Consider the following 19,235-nt stretch of genomic DNA (forward strand, 5'->3'; position numbering starts at 1 on the left):
TGAGGACTGTATGGATACCGAAAGGTTCAAGGGCAAGGTCGCGCTGATCACCGGAGCTGCCTCCGGGATCGGCGCGGCCACCGCCCGCCGGCTCGCCGCCGAAGGCGCCCAGGTCGTCCTCTGCGACCGCAACGCCGCGGCCGCACAACGATTGGCCGGCGAACTGGACGCCGCAAGGGCGTTCGAGCTGGACGTGACCGATCTCGAGCAGACGTTGGAGGTGGTGGCGGCTGTTGGTGCGGTGCAGGTATTGGTGAGTGCGGCGGGGGTGGACGTTTGTGACACGGTGCCGAACACCTCGCCGGAGGAATGGCGGACGATCCTGGACGTCGACCTGACCGGTGTGTACAACTCGTGCCGCGCCGTCCTGCCACGGTTCGTCGAGCAGGGTGGTGGGGCGATCGTCACGATCTCGTCGGCGATCGGCACGGTCGGGGAGCGGAACAGGTCGGCGTACTGCGCGGCGAAGGCCGGCGTGGAGAACCTGACCCGCGCGATGGCCCTCGACCACGGCCGGGACGGCGTTCGCGCGAACTGCGTCGCGCCCGGCCTGATCGACACCCCGCTGATCCGCAACGGCAAGGTCGGCGGTGCTGACGACCCGGGCGCGATGCAGGAGATGGTCGACCGGCACCACGCGCTCGGCCGGATCGGGCAGCCGGCCGAGGTCGCGGCGGCGATCGCGTTCCTGGCCAGTGACGACGCGTCGTTCATCACCGGTGCGGTGCTGCCGGTCGACGCGGGCTGGACGGCGCAATGACCATCCTGGACGGGTACCGCGTGCTCGACGTGTCCGTCGCGATGGCCGGCCCACTGGCCGCGATGCGCCTGGGTGACCTCGGTGCGGATGTGATCAAGGTCGAGCCGGTCAACGGTGAATGGCAACGCCACACGGCGGCCGGTGGTGCCGTCGGCAACGAGGTCAACGCGTCCTTCCTGTCGCTGAACCGCAACAAGCGCAGCCTGGCCGTGGACCTCAAGTCGGACGCGGGGCGTCTACTCCTGTACGACCTGGTCCGTACCGCAGACGTCTTCCTGCAGAACTACCGCCCTGGCGTGGCTGCCCGGCTAGGCGTCGACTACGACACCCTGCGTGCTCTGAAGCCGGACCTGGTCTACGTGTCGATCTCCGGGTACGGCGAGAGCGGTCCGTACGCCGACTGGCCCGGACAGGACCTCCTGGTGCAGGCGATGAGCGGTGCGCTGTTCAGCGCCGGTCACCCCGACGAGCCGCCCGTAGCAGCGCCGTACTTCCTGGCTGATGCGGTCACGGCGTACAGCGCGTTCGAGGGTGTCCTGGCGGCTTTGCTGCACCGCGAGCGCACCGGCGAGGGACAACTCGTGCAGGTCAACATGCTGGACGCCGTGATCGCCCTGCAAATGCAGGAGCTGTCGGTTCACGCCGTCGGCGGTGTGCCGCAGACGCGGTCGGCACAGGTCCATGCGCACAGCTACATCCGCGCGCCGTACGGCATCTTCACCACCGCCGACGGGTACCTCTCGCTGGCCTTCGCGAACCTGCCTGTGCTGGCCGAGGTCCTCGGTGCTCCCCAGTTGGCCTTACTGGACGCCGAGCGGGACGGCTTCACCCGGCGCGACGAGATCGCCGCGACGGTGTCGGCAGCGCTCCGCCGCGAGTCGACGGAGTACTGGCTGCACAAGCTCCGGGAACGCGGCGTCTGGTGCGGGCCGGTCCTGTCGTACGACGACGTACGCACAGATCCCCAGGTACTGCACAACGAGTCCTTCGTGACCTACGTCCATCCGACGGAAGGCGCTGTCACGACACCCGGTTTCCCGTACCGCTTCAGCCGGACACCGGCCGAGGTGCGACGGCCGGCACCACTGGTCGGCGAACACACCGACGAGCTGTTGACGGAGCTCGGCATACCGCCGGAGCGGAGGCAGGCGCTGCTGGAGCAGGGCGCCGTGGTGACGCCGTGACCGCAGTACTCAAAGGACTGACTTGGGACCATCCGCGCGGCTTCCGGCCGCTGGAGGCGTACGAGCATCCTGAGGTCTCAGTGAGCTGGGATCGCCAGCCGCTGTCCGGCTTCGAGTCGACGCCGCTGGCCGAGCTGGCCGACCAGTACGACCTGCTGGTGGTCGACCACCCCGGCCTGGGTGCGGCGATCGAGGCAGGCGCGCTCCTGCCCGTTGACGACGTGTTCGCCCAGGACGACTTGGCGGTGTGGGAGTCGCAGGCCGTCCAGCCGACCTGGGCGAGCTACCAGTTGGAGGGGCATGGCTTTGCGCTCCCGCTGGACGCTGCCACCCAGGCGTGCGTCTACCGACCAGACCGACTCGCTACGCCACCAGCGAGCTGGTCCGACGTCCTGCAGACGCCAGAGGTCGTTCTGTGCGTTGCAGGTCCGCATGCCGGCCTCATGCTGCTGGGACTCGCCGGCGACCGCAGCGGGCAGCACCTGCTCGACAAGACCCGCGCTGTAGAGGCACTGTGCGTCCTACGCGCAGTCTGGTCCAGCAGCCGCCCGGAGCCGCTGCTGAACCCCATTGGTGTGCATGAGCTGCTGGCAGCCGGCGAGGCGACGTATTGCCCGCTCGTCTACAGCTACGCCTCCTACGGGCAGGCAACGAGCGGGCGGGCTGCATTGGCCTGGGGTGCCGCACCGAGGCTGCGCCCGGATGATGCCGATGGCAACGCCACCCTGGGCGGTACTGGGCTGGCGGTGACGCCCCGCGCGTACTCGAAGGTGCTGGCGGTGACGAAGTACGCACGCGGCCTGCTCGACCCGCGCACCCAGCTCGACGTCGTCTCTCGCGTTGGCGGCCAGTCGGCGACACAGGCGGTGTGGGAGTCGCCCGAGGTTGATCGCGCCTGGAACGGCCACTACGCCGCCACGCTGACGACTTTGCGGACGTCGTACATCCGGCCGCGCTTCGACGGCTGGATCGCGTTCCAGGACGACCTGTCCGAGCGGGTCCGCGGGCTGCTCGGCAACGACGACGATCCGGCCGTCGCGGTGGACCGGATCGAACACGACTATCGGAAGGTACGCCATGGCTGACGGGCGAATTCGCTTCGAGCAGGACGGGAACGTCGGCGTCCTGACGCTGGATCGCCCCGCGAAACTCAACGCGGCGACCCGCTCGATGAGCGCCGAGCTGCTCGAGCTGATCCCGCGGATCGACGCGGACCGCTCGATCCGCGCGGTCGTGGTGACCGGCGCGGGCGAGCGGGCGTTCTCGGTCGGCACCGACGTCGGCGAGCTCGACCGCTACGACGGGCCGTGGGACTTCCGGAACCGCCGCGACTACTGCGACGCGCTGCGGTCGCTGCGCACGCCGGTGATCGCCGCGGTCAACGGCTACGCGTACGGCGGCGGCCTGGAGCTGGCGTTGTCGTGCGACATCCGGATCGCCGCGTCGACGGCCACGTTCGCGGCGGCCGAAATCAAACTCGGGTGGATCGGCGGCGGGGGAGTGACGGCGTTGCTCGCCGGCTCGGTCCCTGCCTCCGACGCCGCGCTGCTGCTGCTCACCGGCGACCCGATCGACGCCGCCGAGGCGCTCCGGATCGGCCTGGTCAGCAAGGTCGTCGCGACCGGCGAGCTGTTGCCGACCGCCACCGAACTGGCCCACCGGATCGCGTCCCGCCCGCCGGTCGCCGCCGCCACGGCCAAGGCGAACCTGCGCGCCGCCCGCTCGATGGGTCTCGAAGCCGCGATCCAGTACGAACGCGAACTGCAGGCCGTGGCCCTCGGCACCCAGGACGCCGCCGAAGGACGAGCCGCCTTCGCCGAGCGGCGCCCCGGACACTTCGAAGGAAGGTGACGACCGTGCCCGCTGAGATCGCTCCCGGAATCCACCGCCTGGCCACGGCCTACCCGCACGTGTGCGGCCTCCCGCTCTGGCTGCACGTGATCGACGCCGGCTCCGAGCTGGTCCTGCTCGACGCAGGCATCGCGTCGACACCCGAGTCGGCCACGGCGCCGGAACTCGCGGCGCTGGCGCTCGGCCTCCAGGATCTGACGCTGGTGGTGAACAGCCACGCGCATCCCGACCACATGGGCGGCAACGCCGTACTGCGCAAGCACAGCAACCGCGCACGCTTCGCCGCACCCGCACCCGCGCTCGAGGCCGGCTGGCTGGAGGACAACGACCGACTCGTGACCGAGCTGTGGGGTTCAGACCCGGACGCGCTGGACCTGTCCGAGGCGCAGCGGTCCGAGTTGGCCGGCATGCTCGACGAGCGGGTGCGCATCGACGTACTGCTTCGGGACGGCGACCGGCTGCCGGGTGAGCGTTCGTTGCAGGTGATCATGACGAGCGGACACAGTCCCGGGCACATCGCCGTACTGGACGAGACGTCACGGACCCTGTTCACATTCGACGACGTGCAGGGGCGTGGACGCCCGTACCTCGGCAGTGACGTCTGGCTGGCGCCGCTCTACACCGACGTCGCCCGGTACACCGCCGGGCTGGCCCGGCTGCTCGACCTCGACTTCGACGTGCTGGTTCCGTCGCACGGAGACGCGATGGACGCGACCGCCGGCCGGAAGCTGATCGCGGAGAGCATCGAATGGGTCGACGAGGTCGAGACCTTGACCACCGGCCTGCTCCGGACGCGCGGCTCGCTGACTGTCCGTGACCTCGCGGATGCCATCGGTACCGAGCTCGGGGCTTACGGCGGGATCAACCTGCAGACCGTCCGGATGGCCCGGGCGCACCTGGAGCGGCTGGCCCGCTCCGGAGCCGCCGAAACCCGGTGGCACGACCGCGGGTGACCGGTTTCTGACAGACACTCCGACCGAAGCTGCGAAATTCCCCACGACACGACACAGTCGAACATCGGAGAACGGAAAACGCTCTCCGAGAGAGTGGGGGGTTACGACCCGGGAGTGTCACGTGGCTCAAACAGACCGAATCCCCAGCCGGCAGGTCACTGCCGGACCGCCGACCGGCTCCGGACCACCGGGCGCCGTTACGGACAGTAGAAGAAGGAGACGTCCGGAGCACAGCACGAACGGCAAGCCGCTGTCCTGGTGGGTGCGGATTCGCCGTGACAAAGTCATGCTGCTGATGGCCCTGCCGGGCCTGGCGCTGATGCTGGTGTTCCACTACCTGCCGTTGTTCGGGAACCTGATCGCGTTCCAGGAGTACCTGCCGTTCGTCCCGCTCGGCCGCAGTGCGTGGGTCGGCCTGGACAACTTCAAGGTCATCTTCAACGGCGACCCGGAGTTCCTGAACGCACTGAAGAACACCCTGCTGATCACGCTGGTGCAGGTGCTGTTCGTGTTCCCCGCACCGATCGCGCTGGCGCTGCTGCTGAACAGCCTGCTGTCCGAGCGGATCAAACGCGTCGTGCAGTCCGTGCTGTACCTGCCGCACTTCCTGTCCTGGGTGATCGTCGTCGCGATCTTCCAGCAGATCCTCGGCGGCAGCGGCCTGATCAACAACTTCCTGCGGTCGCACGGGATGGGGACGATCGACTTCCTCGGCAATCCGGACGGGTTCATAGCGCTGCTGACCAGCCAGGTGATCTGGAAGGACACCGGCTGGGGCACGATCCTGTTCCTGGCCGCGCTGACCCAGATCGATCCGGGGTTGTACGAGGCGGCCCGCGTGGACGGCGCGTCGCGCTGGCGGCAGCTGTGGCACGTGACGATCCCCGGGATCCGCGGCCTGATCATCCTGCTGCTGATCCTGCGGCTCGGCGACTCGCTGACCGTCGGCTTCGAGCAGATCATCCTGCAGCAGAACCTGGTCGGCCGCCCGGCCAGTGAGGTGCTCGACACGTACGTCTACAACAACGGCGTACTGGCCGGCCAATGGGGCGTCTCCGCCGCGGTCGGACTCGTGAAGGGTCTGGTCGGTGTCGCCCTGGTGCTCGGCGCCAACAAGATCGCCCATGTCTTCGGGGAAGCGGGGGTGTACAAGCGATGAGTCTGGCTCAGCCGAAAGGTATCGACGACGGTCCGGCGATGTCGGCGCGGATCGTCAAGGGCATCGTGCTGGTGATCTGCTGCGCGGTCGTGATCGTCCCGTTCATCGGCGTCATCTCGACCAGCATCGCCAGCCAGAACCACGTCACGAACTCCGGCGGCTTCGTGCTCTGGCCGGACGGCCTGAACCTCGACGCGTACGAGTCGATCTTCAACGGCGGCGTGGTCCAGCGGGCGCTGGTGGTCAGCATGGTGATCGCCGCCGGCGGCACGCTGGTCAGCCTGACCGGATCGACGATGCTCGCGTACGCACTCAGCCGGCCGGGCACCTTCGGGCAGCGGCCGATCCTGATGATCGTGCTGTTCAGCCTGCTGTTCAGCCCGGGCCTGATCCCGAACTACCTGGTGGTGAAGGAATTCGGGCTGCTCGACTCGCTGCTCGCACTGATCCTGCCGACGGCGATCAGCGGCTTCAACGTGATCGTGCTGCGGGCGTTCTTCATGGGCATCCCGGACTCGGTGCTCGACTCCGCGCGGATCGACGGCGCGGGCGACTTCCGGATCTTCTGGTCGATCGTGCTGCCGCTGTCGCGGGCCGTGCTCGCGGTCGTCGGCCTGTTCTACGCGGTCGGGTACTGGAACGCGTTCTTCAACGCGATGCTCTACATCAACGACACGGCGAAGTGGCCGTTGCAGCTGGTGCTGCGGACGTACGTCGTCAACAACACCGAGCTGAGCAGCGGCGATCTCGGCGGCGCGGCGGCCGATCAGCTGCCGCCGCAGGAGTCGATCCAGATGGCGATCCTGGTGGTGTCGCTGGTACCGATCCTGATCGTGTACCCGTTCCTGCAGCGGCACTTCGCCAAGGGCATGCTGACCGGGGCGGTGAAGGGATGACGATCAGCAGAAGGCGTTTCCTCGGCGGTTCGCTGGCCGCCGCCGCGACGGCCGGCGGCCTGAGCGGTTGCTCGACGGTGACTCGGTCGACCGACATCGCTGCGTTGAACAGGCCGGTCGAGTTGCCGACGTACAAACGGTTCGACGGTCCGCAGCCGGACCTGCCGCGCAGTCACCCGCTGATGCCGGACTGCTTCTACCGGTTTCCGGCGGATCCGGTGAAGGTGACCGGCGGCCCGCCGGGCGACGGCAGCGAGCTGGTGGGTACGGCGCTGACGTCGAACCCGATCCCGCCGACGGCCGACCGCAACCCGTACTGGCAGGAGCTCAACCGGCGGCTCGGGTCGAAACTGGACCTGACCATCACGGCGGCGACCGATTACGCGAACAAGTTCGCCACCGCCGTGGCCGGTGACACGTTGGGCGACCTGTTCAACGTCGACGGCGGGTTCGCGTACCTTCCGCAATTCCTGGAGGCGCGGGCGCAGGACCTGACCGAGTACCTGTCCGGCGACGCGATCCTGGAGTACCCGTTCCTGGCGAACGCGCCCCAGGCGTCCTGGCGCGGGTGCGTGTTCGCCGGCGGCATCCGCGCCGTACCGATCCAGCGCGGCGTGATGTCGTCGAACACGCTGCTGGTGCGGCAGGACATCCTCGACCAGCTCGGCGTCGAGATCGGGGCGGTGACCGTCGACGAACTGGTGCGGGTGGCGAAGGCGGTCACCGACGGCCGGAAGAACCGGTGGGCGTTCGCAGTCCCGCCGACGGCCCATGTGAGCGCGATGCTGCGGCTGCCGAACGGGTGGGAGGTTCGCGACGGGAAGCTCGTCCACAGCCGGGAGCTGCCGGAGCACAAGGAGCTGCTCGCGATCACCCGGCAGCTGGTGAAGGACGGCCTGATCCATCCCGACGGGGTGGCGAAGAACAACCAGAAGGTCTGGTTCAGCAACGGGTCGGCGGTGATGACGCAGGACTCGTACTCGTCCATCCAGAGCTTCTACCGGCGGGCGACGAACCCGAACTTCAGCATCACGATCCCGGTGCCGCGCTCGGCCGACGGCCAGGTCGGCCGGGTACTGCTGGGTTCGCCGAACAACTCGATCGCCGCGATCCGGCCGAGTTCACCGGAGCGGACGAAGATGCTGCTGGGGGTGCTGAACTGGCTCGCGGCGCCGTTCGGGACCGAGGAGTACCTGTTCCGCAAGTTCGGGCTGGCGGGACGGCACTACACGCTGAAGGGGACCGATCCACAGCTGACCAAGGACGGTCAGAGCGAAGTATGCCTCGGTGAGTTCCCGGTGCAGTACCTCGCCGACGGGCCGTACCCGGCGTACTTCCCGGGACACCCCGAGGCCGTGGACATGGCGTACAACCAGCTCAAGGCCGTGCTTCCGACAGCGATCCTGTCGCCGACGTACGGGCTGTACTCGCCGACCCAGTCGACCAAGGGCAAGGTCCTCGACACCCGGATGGACTCGCTCACCAAGGACATCCAGCTGGGCCGGGCCGACCTGAAGGCCTGGGACGAGGCGGTCGCCGACTACCGGAAGTCCGGCGCCGACGCGATCCGTGACGAACTCGAGCAGGCCATGTCGGCCAGGGGCGACAGCTGACCCGACCGGCCGTCCCGCCCGCCGCCTGTTGCGCGGCGGGCGGGACTGCTGTCACCGGCAGCTTTATTGGCAGCCTTCTACTGGCAGCGGAGGGCGTCCAGGTCGGGTGCCTGGCCCATCGCCGCGCTGCCCGCGTCGTTGGGGTGCAGGCCGTCGCCACCGTCGTACGCCGGTGCGAGGCGGGACGGATCGGCCGGGTCCCGGGTGGCGGCGTCGAAGTCGACGACCGCGTCGAATTCGCCGCTGGTGCGGATGAACGCGTTCACCGCCTGCCGTGTCGCCTCCTTCTCCGGCGTGTACACGAACGAACCGCCCACCGGCGTCAACGTCCCGCCGGCGATGCATCGACCGGACGCGTGCACCCGCGCGATCAGCTGCCGGTAGCCGGCAATCAGCTCGTCCGCGGTGGCTCCCGCGTAGATGTCGTTGATCCCCTCGAGGGCCAGCACCGTCCGTACGCCGGGTTTGGTCAGCACGTCCTGGTCCAGCCGGGCCAGTGCGCTGGCGCCCGCACTGCCGGCCTTCGCGATGCCGCCGAGCACGCGGTTGCCGGAGATGCCTTCGTTCGAGACCCCCAGCCGCCGCGGCTCCGGCAGTTGCGCGTACCGGTTCGCCAGGACGTCCGGCCAGCGACGGTTGGTGTCGATCGTGCTGCCGACCGAGGACGTGATCGAGTCCCCGAGCGCCGCGACCGTCTGCACCGGCCTCGGTGCGTCGACGATCGCCGCGTTGAGGAAGTACCACGCCGACGACTCCGTCCGGTACGGCGTACTCGACTCGTCGGCGGCGTGATCACCCGCGGTCGACTTGTAGCTGTGCTGCATCGCGCGGTTGTGTGCGGTGATCACACCGGTCGATCCGACCACGTGCAGGCTGACCGTCAGGCTTGTCAGGGCGGGCACCGGACCGGGCAACGGATCGCTGAGCGCCATCGCACCAGGCGGGATCGTGACCGTCGTACTCCCGCCGAACGTCAGCCGCCGGCTCGTTCCGGGGACCACAGCCGCGCCGATCGCCTGGCGGCCGACGTACACCGAGTCGGTGACCAGCGGCTGGTCCCCGTTGGCGTTCGAGATCCGGATCCGCAGGTCGGTCCCGCCGACACTGGTCCGGAGGATGTTCCGGACCGTCATGTCGCCGAGCGTGCCGCCCGCGATGTCGTCGGCGGCACCCCACGTCGTCACGGGACCAGTGCGCAGGCCACTGCTCGTGGTGTTGGCCGGACCGCCGCTCGCGGTCCCCTTCGGACCGGCGGGTGCGGCTGCCACCAGTCCTGCCGCACCCACCGCTGTCACCAGCAAACTCGCGCCCAACCGGCGCCACGTAGATGTCATGTCCCGCACCCCATCGCGGCGAACCACCGTATGCAATCGTTTGCACATTCATTGTCGCCGAGTGGTTGGAATCTTGAGGCGAATGGTTGGGGCCGGTGCGACAGGAGGTCTCCGCCCTGATGCGACGTCTGCACGCCTGGTGATGCCGGTATGATCAACGATTCAGCAGACACCTCCTGTCGTTCGGGCCCGCACGGCCTCCCGGACCGTCGCGACGACCCATTGCGGATCGCCAAGGATCTGTTGGTAGGTGAACCTGAGAACGAGCCAGCCGGCCGTCACGAGCTCGTCGTACCGGCGGCAGTCCGCGGCGAACGCGTTCGGCGACCCGTGGAACTCGAACGCCTCGGCCTCCAGCGCAACGCGCGCAGGCCGGTGCCCGAGATCGACCCTGGCACGGAACGCGCCGCAGCTCACCAGCACCTGCGGTTCGAACCCGTCGACGCCCGCCGAGATGAGCAGCGCACGGAGCATCGACTCGAGAAAACTGTCCGCGCGGCCGTCCGCCAGCGCCGCGACTCGCCGCGCATTCGGGCAACCCGGTCCGCGTAAGGTCCGGGCCGCGGCCACCAGTTCGTCCGGAAGAAGCAGCCTGCGGGCCAACGCCGCGTCGGCGACGGCGAGCGCTTCGCCGAACGGAAGGATTCGGGCGCAATCGCAGACAGTTCGCAGGGCGGACGTCACGCCGGTGCGTCGCTCGTCGGCCGTGGTGTGCGACCAGTGCAGGACCGCGGGCGGTCCGGGGCGGGGCCGGCGATGGGCAGGAAGGATGATGTGTGGCTTCTCCGGTGGAACCAGCAGTGGAAGGCCCCACACCCGGGCGGCGCTCACATGCGAGAGGACGCCGTGGTAGGCGAGAGCCGTCGTGTGGTCTGTCGCGGCGCCGGGCAGCACGTAGAGCCCGCGGGCCGCACGAGTGATCTCGCCGCGTCTGACGGCTGACGCGACAGCCTTCTTCGACGTTGCCGCTACCAGCTCCGCGGCCGTCGCTCGGCCGCCGTTGTGCCGGAGGAAATCAGCAACACACATCACCGACGCATGGTGCACCAGATGGCACCGGTGGCGGTCTGGGTTGTCCACAGGGGACCGAACAACAGGAGGTGTCACCTGAGGCGGGCCCCCGTCCCGTCGGCCACACCCGGCGGGTCGCCAATGGAGGGCGGTACCTCCTGTCCTTCGGGCCCAGGGACAATAGACAGTGATGACGCTGACTGAGAAGTTGCCGGAGACTGTTGAGCCTGACGACCTGTTCGACGCCTTTCAGGGGTGGGTGACCGAGCAGGGCATCTCGCTGTACCCGGCGCAGGAGGAGGCGTTGATCGAGGTGATGACGGGGTCGAACGTGATCCTGTCCACACCGACCGGCTCCGGCAAGAGCCTGGTGGCCACCGGCGCGCACTTCGCCGCGGTCGCGAACGGGCAGCGGACGTTCTACACCGCGCCGATCAAGGCATTGGTGTCGGAGAAGTTCTTCGCGCTGTGCGACGTGTTCGGGGCGGACAAGGTCGGCATGCTGACCGGCGACGCGGCCGTCAATGCCGGCGCCCCGATCATCTGCTGTACGGCGGAGGTGCTGGCGAACATCGCGCTGCGCGAAGGGGCGGACGCGGACGTCGGCCAGGTGGTGATGGACGAGTTCCACTTCTACTCCGAGCCGGACCGCGGCTGGGCCTGGCAGGTGCCGCTGCTCGAGCTGCCGAAGGCGCAGTTCGTGCTGATGTCCGCGACCCTCGGCGACGTCGAGCGGTTCAAGATCGACCTGTCCCGGCGGACCGGCCGGCCGACGGCGATCGTCGCTTCCGGCGAGCGCCCGGTCCCGCTGATCTACAAGTACGTCACCACGCCGCTGCACGAGACCCTCGAAGAGCTGCTCACCACCCACCAGGCGCCGGTGTACGTCGTGCACTTCACCCAGGCGGCCGCCCTCGAGCGCGCTCAGGCGCTGATGAGTATCAACGTCTCCTCGAAGGAGGAGAAGGAGAAGATCAACGAGCTGATCGGGCACTTCCGGTTCAGCAAGGGGTTCGGCCGGACGCTGCAGCGGCTGGTGAAGCACGGCATCGGCGTGCACCACGCCGGCATGCTGCCGAAGTACCGCCGGCTGGTCGAGCAGCTCGCACAGGCCGGGCTGCTGAAGGTCATCTGCGGCACCGACACGCTCGGCGTCGGCATCAACGTCCCGATCCGGACCGTCGTCCTCACCGCGCTCAGCAAGTACGACGGGCGCCGGCAGCGGATCCTCAAGGCGCGCGAGTTCCATCAGATCGCGGGGCGGGCCGGCCGGGCGGGGTACGACACCTCCGGTACCGTCGTCGTGCAGGCGCCGGACCACGTGATCGAGAACGTCAAGGCGCTCGCGAAGGCCGGTGACGACCCGAAGAAGCAGCGCAAGGTGCAGCGGAAGAAGCCGCCGGAAGGCTTCGTCACCTGGGGCGAGGACACCTTCGACCGGTTGGTCGCGGCCGAGCCCGAGGCGCTGCGGTCCCGGATGCGGGTCAGCCACGCGATGCTGCTCAATGTGATCGCCCGCGACGGCAACGCGTTCGAGAGCATGCGGCGGCTGCTGCGCGACAACCACGAGGACTCCAAGGCGCAGGTCCGGCTGATCCGCCGGGCGATCCAGATCTACCGCACGCTGGTCACCGCCGGCGTGGTGGAGCGCCTCGACGAACCGGACGAGAGCGGGCGCATCCTGCGGCTCACCGTCGACCTGCAGAAGGACTTCAGCCTCAACCAGCCGCTGTCCACGTTCGCGCTGGCAGCGCTGGACCTGCTCGACCCGGGCGATCCGTCGTACGCGCTCGACGTGGTGTCGATCATCGAGGCGACGCTGGAGGATCCGCGCGCGGTGCTCTGGGCGCAGGAACACCACGCCCGCGGCGAGGCCGTGAACGCGATGAAGGCCCAGGGCATCGAGTACGACGAGCGGATGGAGCTGCTCGAGGACGTCAGCTGGCCGAAGCCGCTCGAGGAGTTGCTGGAGGCAACCTTCGAGATGTACCGGCAGACGCATCCGTGGATCGCGGACACCGGGCTGTCGCCGAAGTCGGTGGTCCGGGACATGTTCGAGCGGGCGATGACGTTCGGCGAGTTCATCGGGTTCTACGGGCTGGCGCGCTCCGAAGGCATCGTGCTGCGGTACCTGAGCGATGCGTACAAGGCGCTGCGCCAGACCGTACCGCCGGACAAGGTGAACGAGGACCTCGCGGACCTGATCGAGTGGCTCGGCGAGGTCGTCCGGCAGACCGATTCCAGTCTGCTGGACGAGTGGGAGGAGCTCACCAACCCCACCGACGAAGAGGTCGCTGAGCCGACGCCGGCCGGCCCGCGCCGAATCACCTTGAACACCAGGGCTTTCCGTGTCCTGATCCGCAACGCGATGTTCCGCCGGGTCGAGCTGCTCGCCCTGCATCGCTGGGCCGAGCTCGGCGCGCTGGACAGCGAGTCCGGCTGGGACGCGGGGCGCTGGGCCGAGGCGGGTACGGCGTACTACGCCGAACACGACGTGGTCGGCACCGGCCCGGCCGCCCGTGGTCCGGCCCTGTTCCTGGTCGAGGAGCACCCCGGGTATTGGGAGGTCCAGCAGATCATCGACGACCCGGAAGGCAACCACGACTGGCGCATCACCGCCACCGTCGACCTCAACGCCTCCGACGACGCCGGCGAACTCGTCCTCGAACTGGTCTCCTTCAAAGCCCTGTAGCGTTCCGGAAGCCTGCCGTCCGGAACCTGCGGTAGACCAGGGGATATGAGCCTTCCGGAGGAGATCGTCGAGGCCGTCCGCGTCGAGGTTCGTCCCGGCCACCACCTGGCGGTTCGCCGGCGTGGCGCGGGCGGCGTACCGTTGCTGCTGGTCCACGGGTTCCCGTGCACCAGTCGTATCTGGGCGCACAACCTCGTCCCGCTGGCCTCGGCCGGCTTCGATGTCGTCGCGCCGGATCTTCGCGGCTACGGCCAGTCCGACTTCGCCCCCGACGGTTTCTACGACCTGAACGCGTTCGGGACGGACCTTCTCGGTCTGTTCGACAGATTCGACTGGGAGTCGGCGGTGGTCGCGGGCCACGATCTCGGCGCGTCGGTCGCCATCGATCTGGCCAACCGTCATCCGGAACGGGTCGACCGCCTGGTGATCCTGGACGACTCCACACCAGCGCTCGACGAGGCCTTCGCCGCAGCCGGAATCCCTGCGGGCAACGCGTCGTCGGCGGTGTACGACTACGTCCGCCGTCAAGGGCTGGCAGCCGACGAGCTGGTGGCGGAGCTCAGCACACCCGAGCAGCGACGGCGGTACGTCGCCGAGTTCTACGGGCACCGGCTGTGGTGCCCGCCGGACGCCTTCGACGAGGACGATCTGGCGTTCTTGACCGAGCCGTACGGCGACGCCGCGCGACTGCGTGCATCCTTTGCGGACTACGAGGTTGTCATGGGCACCCGGCCGCTGTCGGCGCCGGAGCTGCTCGACCGACCGGTCCGGCAACGCGCACTCGTCGTGGTCGGCGAGGACCAGGTGACGAAGAACCACCACGTCGAGGAGCGCTGCGCGATCGGCTTCCCGGAGGCGGTCGGCCCGTTCTGGGTCAAAGGCGCCGGCCACTTCCTGCCGTGGGAACGAGCTGAGCTGGTCAACCGCGCCGTCAGCTCGTTCTGCGGGGATTTGCTGGGCAGGTGATCAGCTCGGCCAGGCGATGTCGACTTCGGTTTCGGCTTCGTAGTCGACGGACGGTACGTCGAAGCCGTACAGGCGGCGTACTTCGGTGAAGAACCAGGCGGCGTCGGCGACCTCGGCGATGTTGTCCGGGGCGGCCCGCTCCCACTGGTGGCGTACGGCGGACTGGACGTCGTCGGTGAGTTCCCAGCGGTCGAGGCGGATGCGGCCCTCGTCGTCGAGATCCAGTGGGGTCTCGCCGGTGAGTTGCGACCACAGGGCGATGGACTGCTCCATCGGCGTCTGCAGATGGGTCACCTTGTGCAGCAGGCTGACGTAAAGACCGATGCCGGGGATGGCGGACGACGCCTGGGTCACGGCCGCGCCGTTCACCGAAGTCATCGCGGTCACGCCGTCCGCGGCCAGCTTCAGAGCGGTCTGCTCCAGGTCGGCCTTGGCCGCGCCGATCGAGCCCTGCCGGTACAGCGGCCCGGTCAACTCCGAGCCGATGTAGGTGAGCGCCACCGTGCTGAACCCAGGCTTGAGCAGGTCACGGTCGCGCAGTGCGGTGATCCAGCGGGTCCAGTCCTCGCCGCCCATCACCTTCACGGTCTGCGCGATCTCGTCGTCGGTCGCGACCTCGATGCCGACCTCCTGCAGCACCGGCGCGCCGTCGTCGAACGCGAGGCTCTTGGTGACGTGCTCCGTGCCGATGGCCTTGAGCACCGACTGGTAGGTCTCACCGGTCCGCGGGTCCGTCCGCCGCGGTGCGGCCACGCTGTAGATCAGGTGATCGATCCCACCCAGCTGCTCGGTGACCAGGTCGAGGACCTCGTCCTTGGTGGTGTCCGCGAACGCGTCGGCGTTCACGAACGACCACGAGCGGCCGAGTTCGGCCGCGAGCGCGGCGGTCTCGGCGGTGCGGTACCACCCGGCGGTCGCCGTACGACGGGCCGTGGCGGCCTTCTCGAAGCAGATGCCGATGCCGTCGACGCCGTACCGCGCGAGACCGGCGATCGTGGTCGCGAGCCCGTACCCGGAACTCGACCCGATCACCAACGCCGTACGCCGCTCCGCGGGCCGCTGCTCGACCTCCGCCGCCATGTCCCGCACGACCTGGGCACACCCGGCCGGATGCGAGTCGAGGAACAGGAACCCACGCCCCACCGGCCTCACCACACGCTGAGTCATGCGTCAGACCCTAACCCGCCGCCCGCCGACGGGGTGCTACACCACTGACCTGTTGCAGCGGGCCGGCGGCGAAACAACCGGTCAGTTCCAGTACATCTCCGCGTCGTCGGGCTCGACCACGACGTCGGCGCCCAGGCGGCGCAGGTTGCCGGCGAAGTCGGTGTAGCCGCGGTGGACGTGGTGCGCCGCCGAGACCAGCGTCTCGCCCTCGGCCGCGAGACCGGCCAGGACCAGCGCGGCGCCGGCGCGGATGTCGGAGGCGACCACCGGCGCGCCGGACAGCCGCGGTACGCCGCGGACCACGGCGTGATGCCCGTCGGTCTGGATCTGCGCGCCGAGCCGGGTCAGCTCCTGCGCGAAGGTGAACCGGCCCTCGAACAGGTTCTCGGTGACCATCGCGGCGCCGTCGCTGAGTGCGTTCAGTGCGATCACGAAGGCCTGCAGATCGGTCGCGAACCCGGGGTAGGGGAGTGTGACCACGTCCACCGGCTTCGGGCGGTCGTCCATCCGGACCCGGAAGCCCTGGTCGAGCACCGAGATCTCGGCGCCGGCCCGGTGCAGCTTGTCCAGCGGCAGTTCCAGATGCTCGGCGTGACCGTTCGCGATCGTGACGTCACCTTTGGTGATCGCCGCTGCGAACGCCCAGCTTCCGGACACGATCCGGTCCGGGACCACCACGTGCTCGACCGGCTCGAGCCGGTCCACACCGGTGATCTCGATCCGCGGCGACCCGGCGCCGACGATCTGCGCGCCCATGTCGACGAGCATCATCGCGATGTCCTGGATCTCCGGCTCGCGGGCGGCGTTCTCGATGATCGTCGTCCCGCGCGCGAGCACCGCCGCCATCATGATCGTCTCGGTCGCGCCGACGCTCGGGAAGTCCAGCCAGACCTCGGCGCCGTGCAGTCCCTGCGGCGCCTCGGCGATCACGAAACCGTGCTCGATGTGCACCTTCGCGCCCATCGACTCCAGGCCCGCGACGTGCATGTTCAGGCCGCGGGAGCCGATGTTGTCGCCGCCCGGCAGCGCGACCTCCGCCTGGCCGCAGCGGGCCAGCAGCGGTCCGAGCACCGAGATCGACGCGCGCAGCTTGCGGACCAGTTCGTAGTCGCACTGGTGACCGACGTCACCCGGGACCCTGATGGTCGCGAGTCGCTGGTCCGGATCGACCTTCACCTCGCACCCGAGGGTGTCCAGCAGTTGCGCCATGAACGTGACGTCGAGAATGCCCGGCACCTGCCGCAGCGTCGTCGTACCCTCCGCCAGCAGTGCCGCCGCCATCAGCTTGAGCACACTGTTCTTCGCCCCGGCCACCTCGACGGTGCCCTGGAGCCGTGCCTCACCCGCGATCCGAAACCGTTCCACCGGTCGACTGTAGCGTTTGGCTGTCACCGCCTTTGCGTAGAGTCCCTGGCATGGCTGTGAACTTGACGCGGATCTACACCCGCACCGGTGACGCCGGCGAGACCCGCCTCGGCGACAACTCGACGACGTCGAAGACGGATCCCCGGCTGGCGGCGTACGGCGAGGTCGACGAAGCGAACTCCGCGATCGGGGTGGCCATCGCGGCCGGGCATCTGAACAGTGCGATCGTGGTGCTGCTGACCAGGATCCAGAACGATCTGTTCGACGTGGGAGCGGATCTGTGCAACCCGATCACGCCGAACCCGGAGTACCCGCCGCTGCGGATCACGCAGGACTACATCGACCGGCTCGAGGGCTGGTGTGACGAGTACAACGGCCGGCTGACCAAGCTCCGCTCGTTCGTGCTGCCCGGCGGCACGGAGGGCGCCGCGTACCTGAACGTCGCCCGCGCGGTGGTACGGCGCGCCGAACGGGCCGGCTGGGCCGCCGTCGAGGCGCACGGCCCGTCCGTCAACCTGCTCGCGATCACCTATCTGAACCGGCTGTCCGACCTGCTGTTCATTCTCGGCCGGGTCGCCAACCTGTCCTCCGGCGGCGACGTCCTCTGGGTCCCGGGCGGCGAGCGCTGACTACCCGATCTCCCAGCTGAGCGGCATCCGCAGAACGCCCGCGGGCGGCAGCCCGAGCGCACTGTAGAGACCAGTGGTCAGACCGTCCAGCGTCAACGGCGCCGCGGAGACGGCCAGGTCGTCGGCCGTCGTCGGTGCCTTCAGCTGGCTGAGCAGGTTGCGGTGCGGCACCGAGACGAGCCCGATCTCCTCACGGTCCACGCCGGCCCGGTTGCAGGCGAGCGTCAACGCGTGCTGGAAGCCACCGAGCTCGTCGACCAGTTTGTGGCTGTGCGCGTCGGCCCCGGTCCAGACCCGTCCACGCGCCAGCGACTCCACGCGCTCCACGGGCAGTCCGCGGTCCTGCGCGGCCTTGGCGACGAAGTCCTCGTAGATCCGGTCGAGGGTTTCCTCCAGCCGCGCCCACTGCTCGTCGGTGAACTCTTCCAGCGAGGAGAACATCTGCGCGTTCGCGCCTTCGGACACGGCCTGCTGTGAGATGCCGATCCGCCCGAGTGTGTCCCGTACGACGCCCTTCCCGGTCAGCACGCCGATGGAGCCGGTGATCGTGCCGGGCTGCGCGACGATGACGTCCGCCGGCATCGCGACGAAGTACCCGCCCGATGCGGCCACTCCGCCCATCGACGCGATCACAGGTCGTCCGGTCGAGCGCAACCGCAGTACCTCGTTGCGGATCGCGTCCGAGGCGACGTACGAGCCGCCTGGGCTGTCGACGCGCAGTACTACTGCCTTCACTTGGTCGTTGGCCGCGACAGCACGCAATGCGGCACCGACCGTGTCCGAACCGGAGGTAGGGCCGCCCACCGGGCTGTTGGAGTTGCGTCCGACCGAGATGCCGCCGGACACGCGGACGACGGCCACCAGCGGCTTGTGCGGCCACGGCAGCGCTTTGCGTACGTCCTGCAGCGTGCGCGGACCACGCCGGATGTACCGCTCGGCCAGCAGCCTGTCGTCGTACTGGAGCTGTTTCTCCAGCTCGTCGTACACGTCGGACCGGTAGCCGAGTCGATCGACCAGTCCGGCGTCCAGACCTGCCTTCGCGGGCAGCGGCGCAGTGTCGATGAGCTCTTTGACCCGGGCGGTGTCCAACCGACGCCGTACGGCGATGCCCTCGACGATCTGCTCGTACGCCGACTCGGCGAGGCGTGACGCCATCTCCCGGGCCGGCGGGGTCATCTCGCGCTCGGTGAACATGTCGGCGGCCGTCTTGTACTCACGGCGCTTACCGAACTGCGGGATCACGCCGGCCTTGTCCAGCGCGCCGCGGACGAAGACCGCCTGCACGGACACACCGGTGATGGCCAGGTCGCCGGACGGCTGCACCCAGATCTCGTCGAACGCGGTCGCCAGGTAGTACGGCACGGTGCCCTGACCGGTCTCGCCGAACGACTCCGTCCACGCCACGGCAGGCTTGCCCGAGGTACGGAAGTCGGCGATCGCCTCCCGCAGCTCCTGCACCTGGGCGAGCGAGAGGCGATGTGCGCCGAGATGCGCCACGACGCCCACCACACCGTCGTCGCGGGCGCCCTTGCGCAGCGCCGCCACCAGCTCCCGCAGCGTCGGCAGATGCCGCGCCCGGAACGCCGCGATCGGCGACGAGGGCGGCGTCTCGAGCACGCCGCGGGTCAGATCCAGCTCAAGCAGAGTCCCCATAC

16 protein-coding genes are annotated in these 19,235 nt (G+C 69.0%); 11 read left to right on the forward strand and 5 right to left on the reverse strand.

Annotation, left to right across the window (positions count from 1 at the left end):
- Nucleotides 1-10: 10 nt before the first annotated feature.
- The 8 genes from AB0B82_RS00535 (at nucleotide 11) to AB0B82_RS00570 (ending at nucleotide 8,416) form a co-directional block, all read left to right on the forward strand.
- On the forward strand, nucleotides 11-760 hold the full coding sequence (locus tag AB0B82_RS00535; RefSeq protein ID WP_360160868.1) for an SDR family NAD(P)-dependent oxidoreductase: 750 nt from the start codon (nucleotides 11-13) through the stop codon (nucleotides 758-760).
- Entirely contained in the window at nucleotides 757-1,944 is a 1,188-nt protein-coding gene (locus tag AB0B82_RS00540; RefSeq protein ID WP_360160870.1) for a CoA transferase, read from the forward strand. Before AB0B82_RS00535 ends, AB0B82_RS00540 begins: the two co-directional genes overlap by 4 nt.
- Nucleotides 1,941-3,029, forward strand: a complete 1,089-nt coding sequence (locus AB0B82_RS00545) for an extracellular solute-binding protein (RefSeq protein WP_360160872.1) — start codon at nucleotides 1,941-1,943, stop codon at nucleotides 3,027-3,029. The genes AB0B82_RS00540 and AB0B82_RS00545 overlap by 4 nt, the downstream gene beginning before the upstream one ends.
- Nucleotides 3,022-3,795, forward strand: coding sequence for an enoyl-CoA hydratase/isomerase family protein (locus AB0B82_RS00550; protein ID WP_360160874.1), 774 nt, complete (start codon nucleotides 3,022-3,024; stop codon nucleotides 3,793-3,795). Before AB0B82_RS00545 ends, AB0B82_RS00550 begins: the two co-directional genes overlap by 8 nt.
- A gap of 5 nt (nucleotides 3,796-3,800) precedes the next feature.
- On the forward strand, nucleotides 3,801-4,748 hold the full coding sequence (locus tag AB0B82_RS00555) for an MBL fold metallo-hydrolase (RefSeq protein ID WP_360160876.1): 948 nt from the start codon (nucleotides 3,801-3,803) through the stop codon (nucleotides 4,746-4,748).
- Nucleotides 4,749-5,034: 286 nt separating this feature from the next.
- Complete coding sequence (locus AB0B82_RS00560) at nucleotides 5,035-5,907, forward strand: ABC transporter permease subunit (RefSeq protein ID WP_360160878.1); 873 nt, start codon at nucleotides 5,035-5,037, stop codon at nucleotides 5,905-5,907.
- On the forward strand, nucleotides 5,904-6,803 hold the full coding sequence (locus AB0B82_RS00565; RefSeq protein WP_360160880.1) for a carbohydrate ABC transporter permease: 900 nt from the start codon (nucleotides 5,904-5,906) through the stop codon (nucleotides 6,801-6,803). Before AB0B82_RS00560 ends, AB0B82_RS00565 begins: the two co-directional genes overlap by 4 nt.
- Nucleotides 6,800-8,416: a hypothetical protein gene (locus AB0B82_RS00570; protein ID WP_360160882.1), complete on the forward strand. Its 1,617-nt coding sequence runs from the start codon at nucleotides 6,800-6,802 to the stop codon at nucleotides 8,414-8,416. The genes AB0B82_RS00565 and AB0B82_RS00570 overlap by 4 nt, the downstream gene beginning before the upstream one ends.
- Nucleotides 8,417-8,493: 77 nt before the next feature.
- Here AB0B82_RS00570 and AB0B82_RS00575 read toward each other — a convergent pair whose 3' ends face one another.
- Together AB0B82_RS00575 and AB0B82_RS00580 are read right to left on the reverse strand one after the other, a co-directional pair.
- A complete protein-coding gene (locus AB0B82_RS00575; RefSeq protein ID WP_360160884.1) occupies nucleotides 8,494-9,750 on the reverse strand; it encodes an SGNH/GDSL hydrolase family protein in 1,257 nt (418 codons plus the stop codon).
- Nucleotides 9,751-9,912: 162 nt separating this feature from the next.
- Nucleotides 9,913-10,779: a hypothetical protein gene (locus AB0B82_RS00580; protein ID WP_360160886.1), complete on the reverse strand. Its 867-nt coding sequence runs from the start codon at nucleotides 10,777-10,779 to the stop codon at nucleotides 9,913-9,915.
- Between the two features lie 172 nt (nucleotides 10,780-10,951).
- On the opposite strand from AB0B82_RS00580, the gene AB0B82_RS00585 reads away from it, so the two are divergent.
- Together AB0B82_RS00585 and AB0B82_RS00590 are read left to right on the forward strand one after the other, a co-directional pair.
- Complete coding sequence (locus AB0B82_RS00585; protein ID WP_360160888.1) at nucleotides 10,952-13,453, forward strand: DUF3516 domain-containing protein; 2,502 nt, start codon at nucleotides 10,952-10,954, stop codon at nucleotides 13,451-13,453.
- A 45-nt stretch (nucleotides 13,454-13,498) separates the two neighbouring features.
- Entirely contained in the window at nucleotides 13,499-14,419 is a 921-nt protein-coding gene (locus tag AB0B82_RS00590) for an alpha/beta hydrolase (protein ID WP_360160890.1), read from the forward strand.
- Here the strand turns inward: AB0B82_RS00590 and fabV are convergent, their stop codons facing one another.
- Together fabV and murA are read right to left on the reverse strand one after the other, a co-directional pair.
- Nucleotides 14,420-15,586, reverse strand: a complete 1,167-nt coding sequence (gene fabV, locus AB0B82_RS00595) for an enoyl-[acyl-carrier-protein] reductase FabV (protein ID WP_360160892.1) — start codon at nucleotides 15,584-15,586, stop codon at nucleotides 14,420-14,422.
- Between the two features lie 81 nt (nucleotides 15,587-15,667).
- A complete protein-coding gene (gene murA, locus AB0B82_RS00600; protein ID WP_360160894.1) occupies nucleotides 15,668-16,951 on the reverse strand; it encodes a UDP-N-acetylglucosamine 1-carboxyvinyltransferase in 1,284 nt (427 codons plus the stop codon).
- Nucleotides 16,952-17,001: 50 nt separating this feature from the next.
- Between murA and AB0B82_RS00605 the strand changes: the two genes are divergently transcribed.
- The gene (locus tag AB0B82_RS00605; RefSeq protein WP_360160896.1) at nucleotides 17,002-17,580 is read left to right on the forward strand and encodes a cob(I)yrinic acid a,c-diamide adenosyltransferase; all 579 of its coding nucleotides are present in this window, start codon (nucleotides 17,002-17,004) and stop codon (nucleotides 17,578-17,580) included.
- Here the strand turns inward: AB0B82_RS00605 and sppA are convergent, their stop codons facing one another.
- Nucleotides 17,581-19,233 (reverse strand): signal peptide peptidase SppA, encoded by a 1,653-nt coding sequence (gene sppA / locus AB0B82_RS00610; protein ID WP_360160898.1) that lies wholly within the window; start codon nucleotides 19,231-19,233, stop codon nucleotides 17,581-17,583. It abuts the gene before it with no gap.
- Between the last annotated feature and the right edge of the window lie 2 nt (nucleotides 19,234-19,235).

It is taken from the genome of Kribbella sp. NPDC048915 (assembly GCF_040649595.1).
In the GTDB taxonomy this organism is placed as follows: domain Bacteria; phylum Actinomycetota; class Actinomycetes; order Propionibacteriales; family Kribbellaceae; genus Kribbella.

Coding starts and splice junctions, on each gene's coding strand:
- AB0B82_RS00535 (WP_360160868.1), top strand. CDS start 11: ATGGATACCGAAAGGTTCAAGGGCAAGGTCGCGCTGATCACCGGAGCT.
- AB0B82_RS00540 (WP_360160870.1), top strand. CDS start 757: ATGACCATCCTGGACGGGTACCGCGTGCTCGACGTGTCCGTCGCGATG.
- AB0B82_RS00550 (WP_360160874.1), top strand. CDS start 3,022: ATGGCTGACGGGCGAATTCGCTTCGAGCAGGACGGGAACGTCGGCGTC.
- AB0B82_RS00560 (WP_360160878.1), top strand. CDS start 5,035: ATGCTGCTGATGGCCCTGCCGGGCCTGGCGCTGATGCTGGTGTTCCAC.
- AB0B82_RS00565 (WP_360160880.1), top strand. CDS start 5,904: ATGAGTCTGGCTCAGCCGAAAGGTATCGACGACGGTCCGGCGATGTCG.
- AB0B82_RS00570 (WP_360160882.1), top strand. CDS start 6,800: ATGACGATCAGCAGAAGGCGTTTCCTCGGCGGTTCGCTGGCCGCCGCC.
- AB0B82_RS00575 (WP_360160884.1), bottom strand. CDS start 9,750: ATGACATCTACGTGGCGCCGGTTGGGCGCGAGTTTGCTGGTGACAGCG.
- AB0B82_RS00580 (WP_360160886.1), bottom strand. CDS start 10,779: ATGTGTGTTGCTGATTTCCTCCGGCACAACGGCGGCCGAGCGACGGCC.
- AB0B82_RS00585 (WP_360160888.1), top strand. CDS start 10,952: ATGACGCTGACTGAGAAGTTGCCGGAGACTGTTGAGCCTGACGACCTG.
- AB0B82_RS00590 (WP_360160890.1), top strand. CDS start 13,499: ATGAGCCTTCCGGAGGAGATCGTCGAGGCCGTCCGCGTCGAGGTTCGT.
- fabV (WP_360160892.1), bottom strand. CDS start 15,586: ATGACTCAGCGTGTGGTGAGGCCGGTGGGGCGTGGGTTCCTGTTCCTC.
- AB0B82_RS00605 (WP_360160896.1), top strand. CDS start 17,002: ATGGCTGTGAACTTGACGCGGATCTACACCCGCACCGGTGACGCCGGC.
- sppA (WP_360160898.1), bottom strand. CDS start 19,233: ATGGGGACTCTGCTTGAGCTGGATCTGACCCGCGGCGTGCTCGAGACG.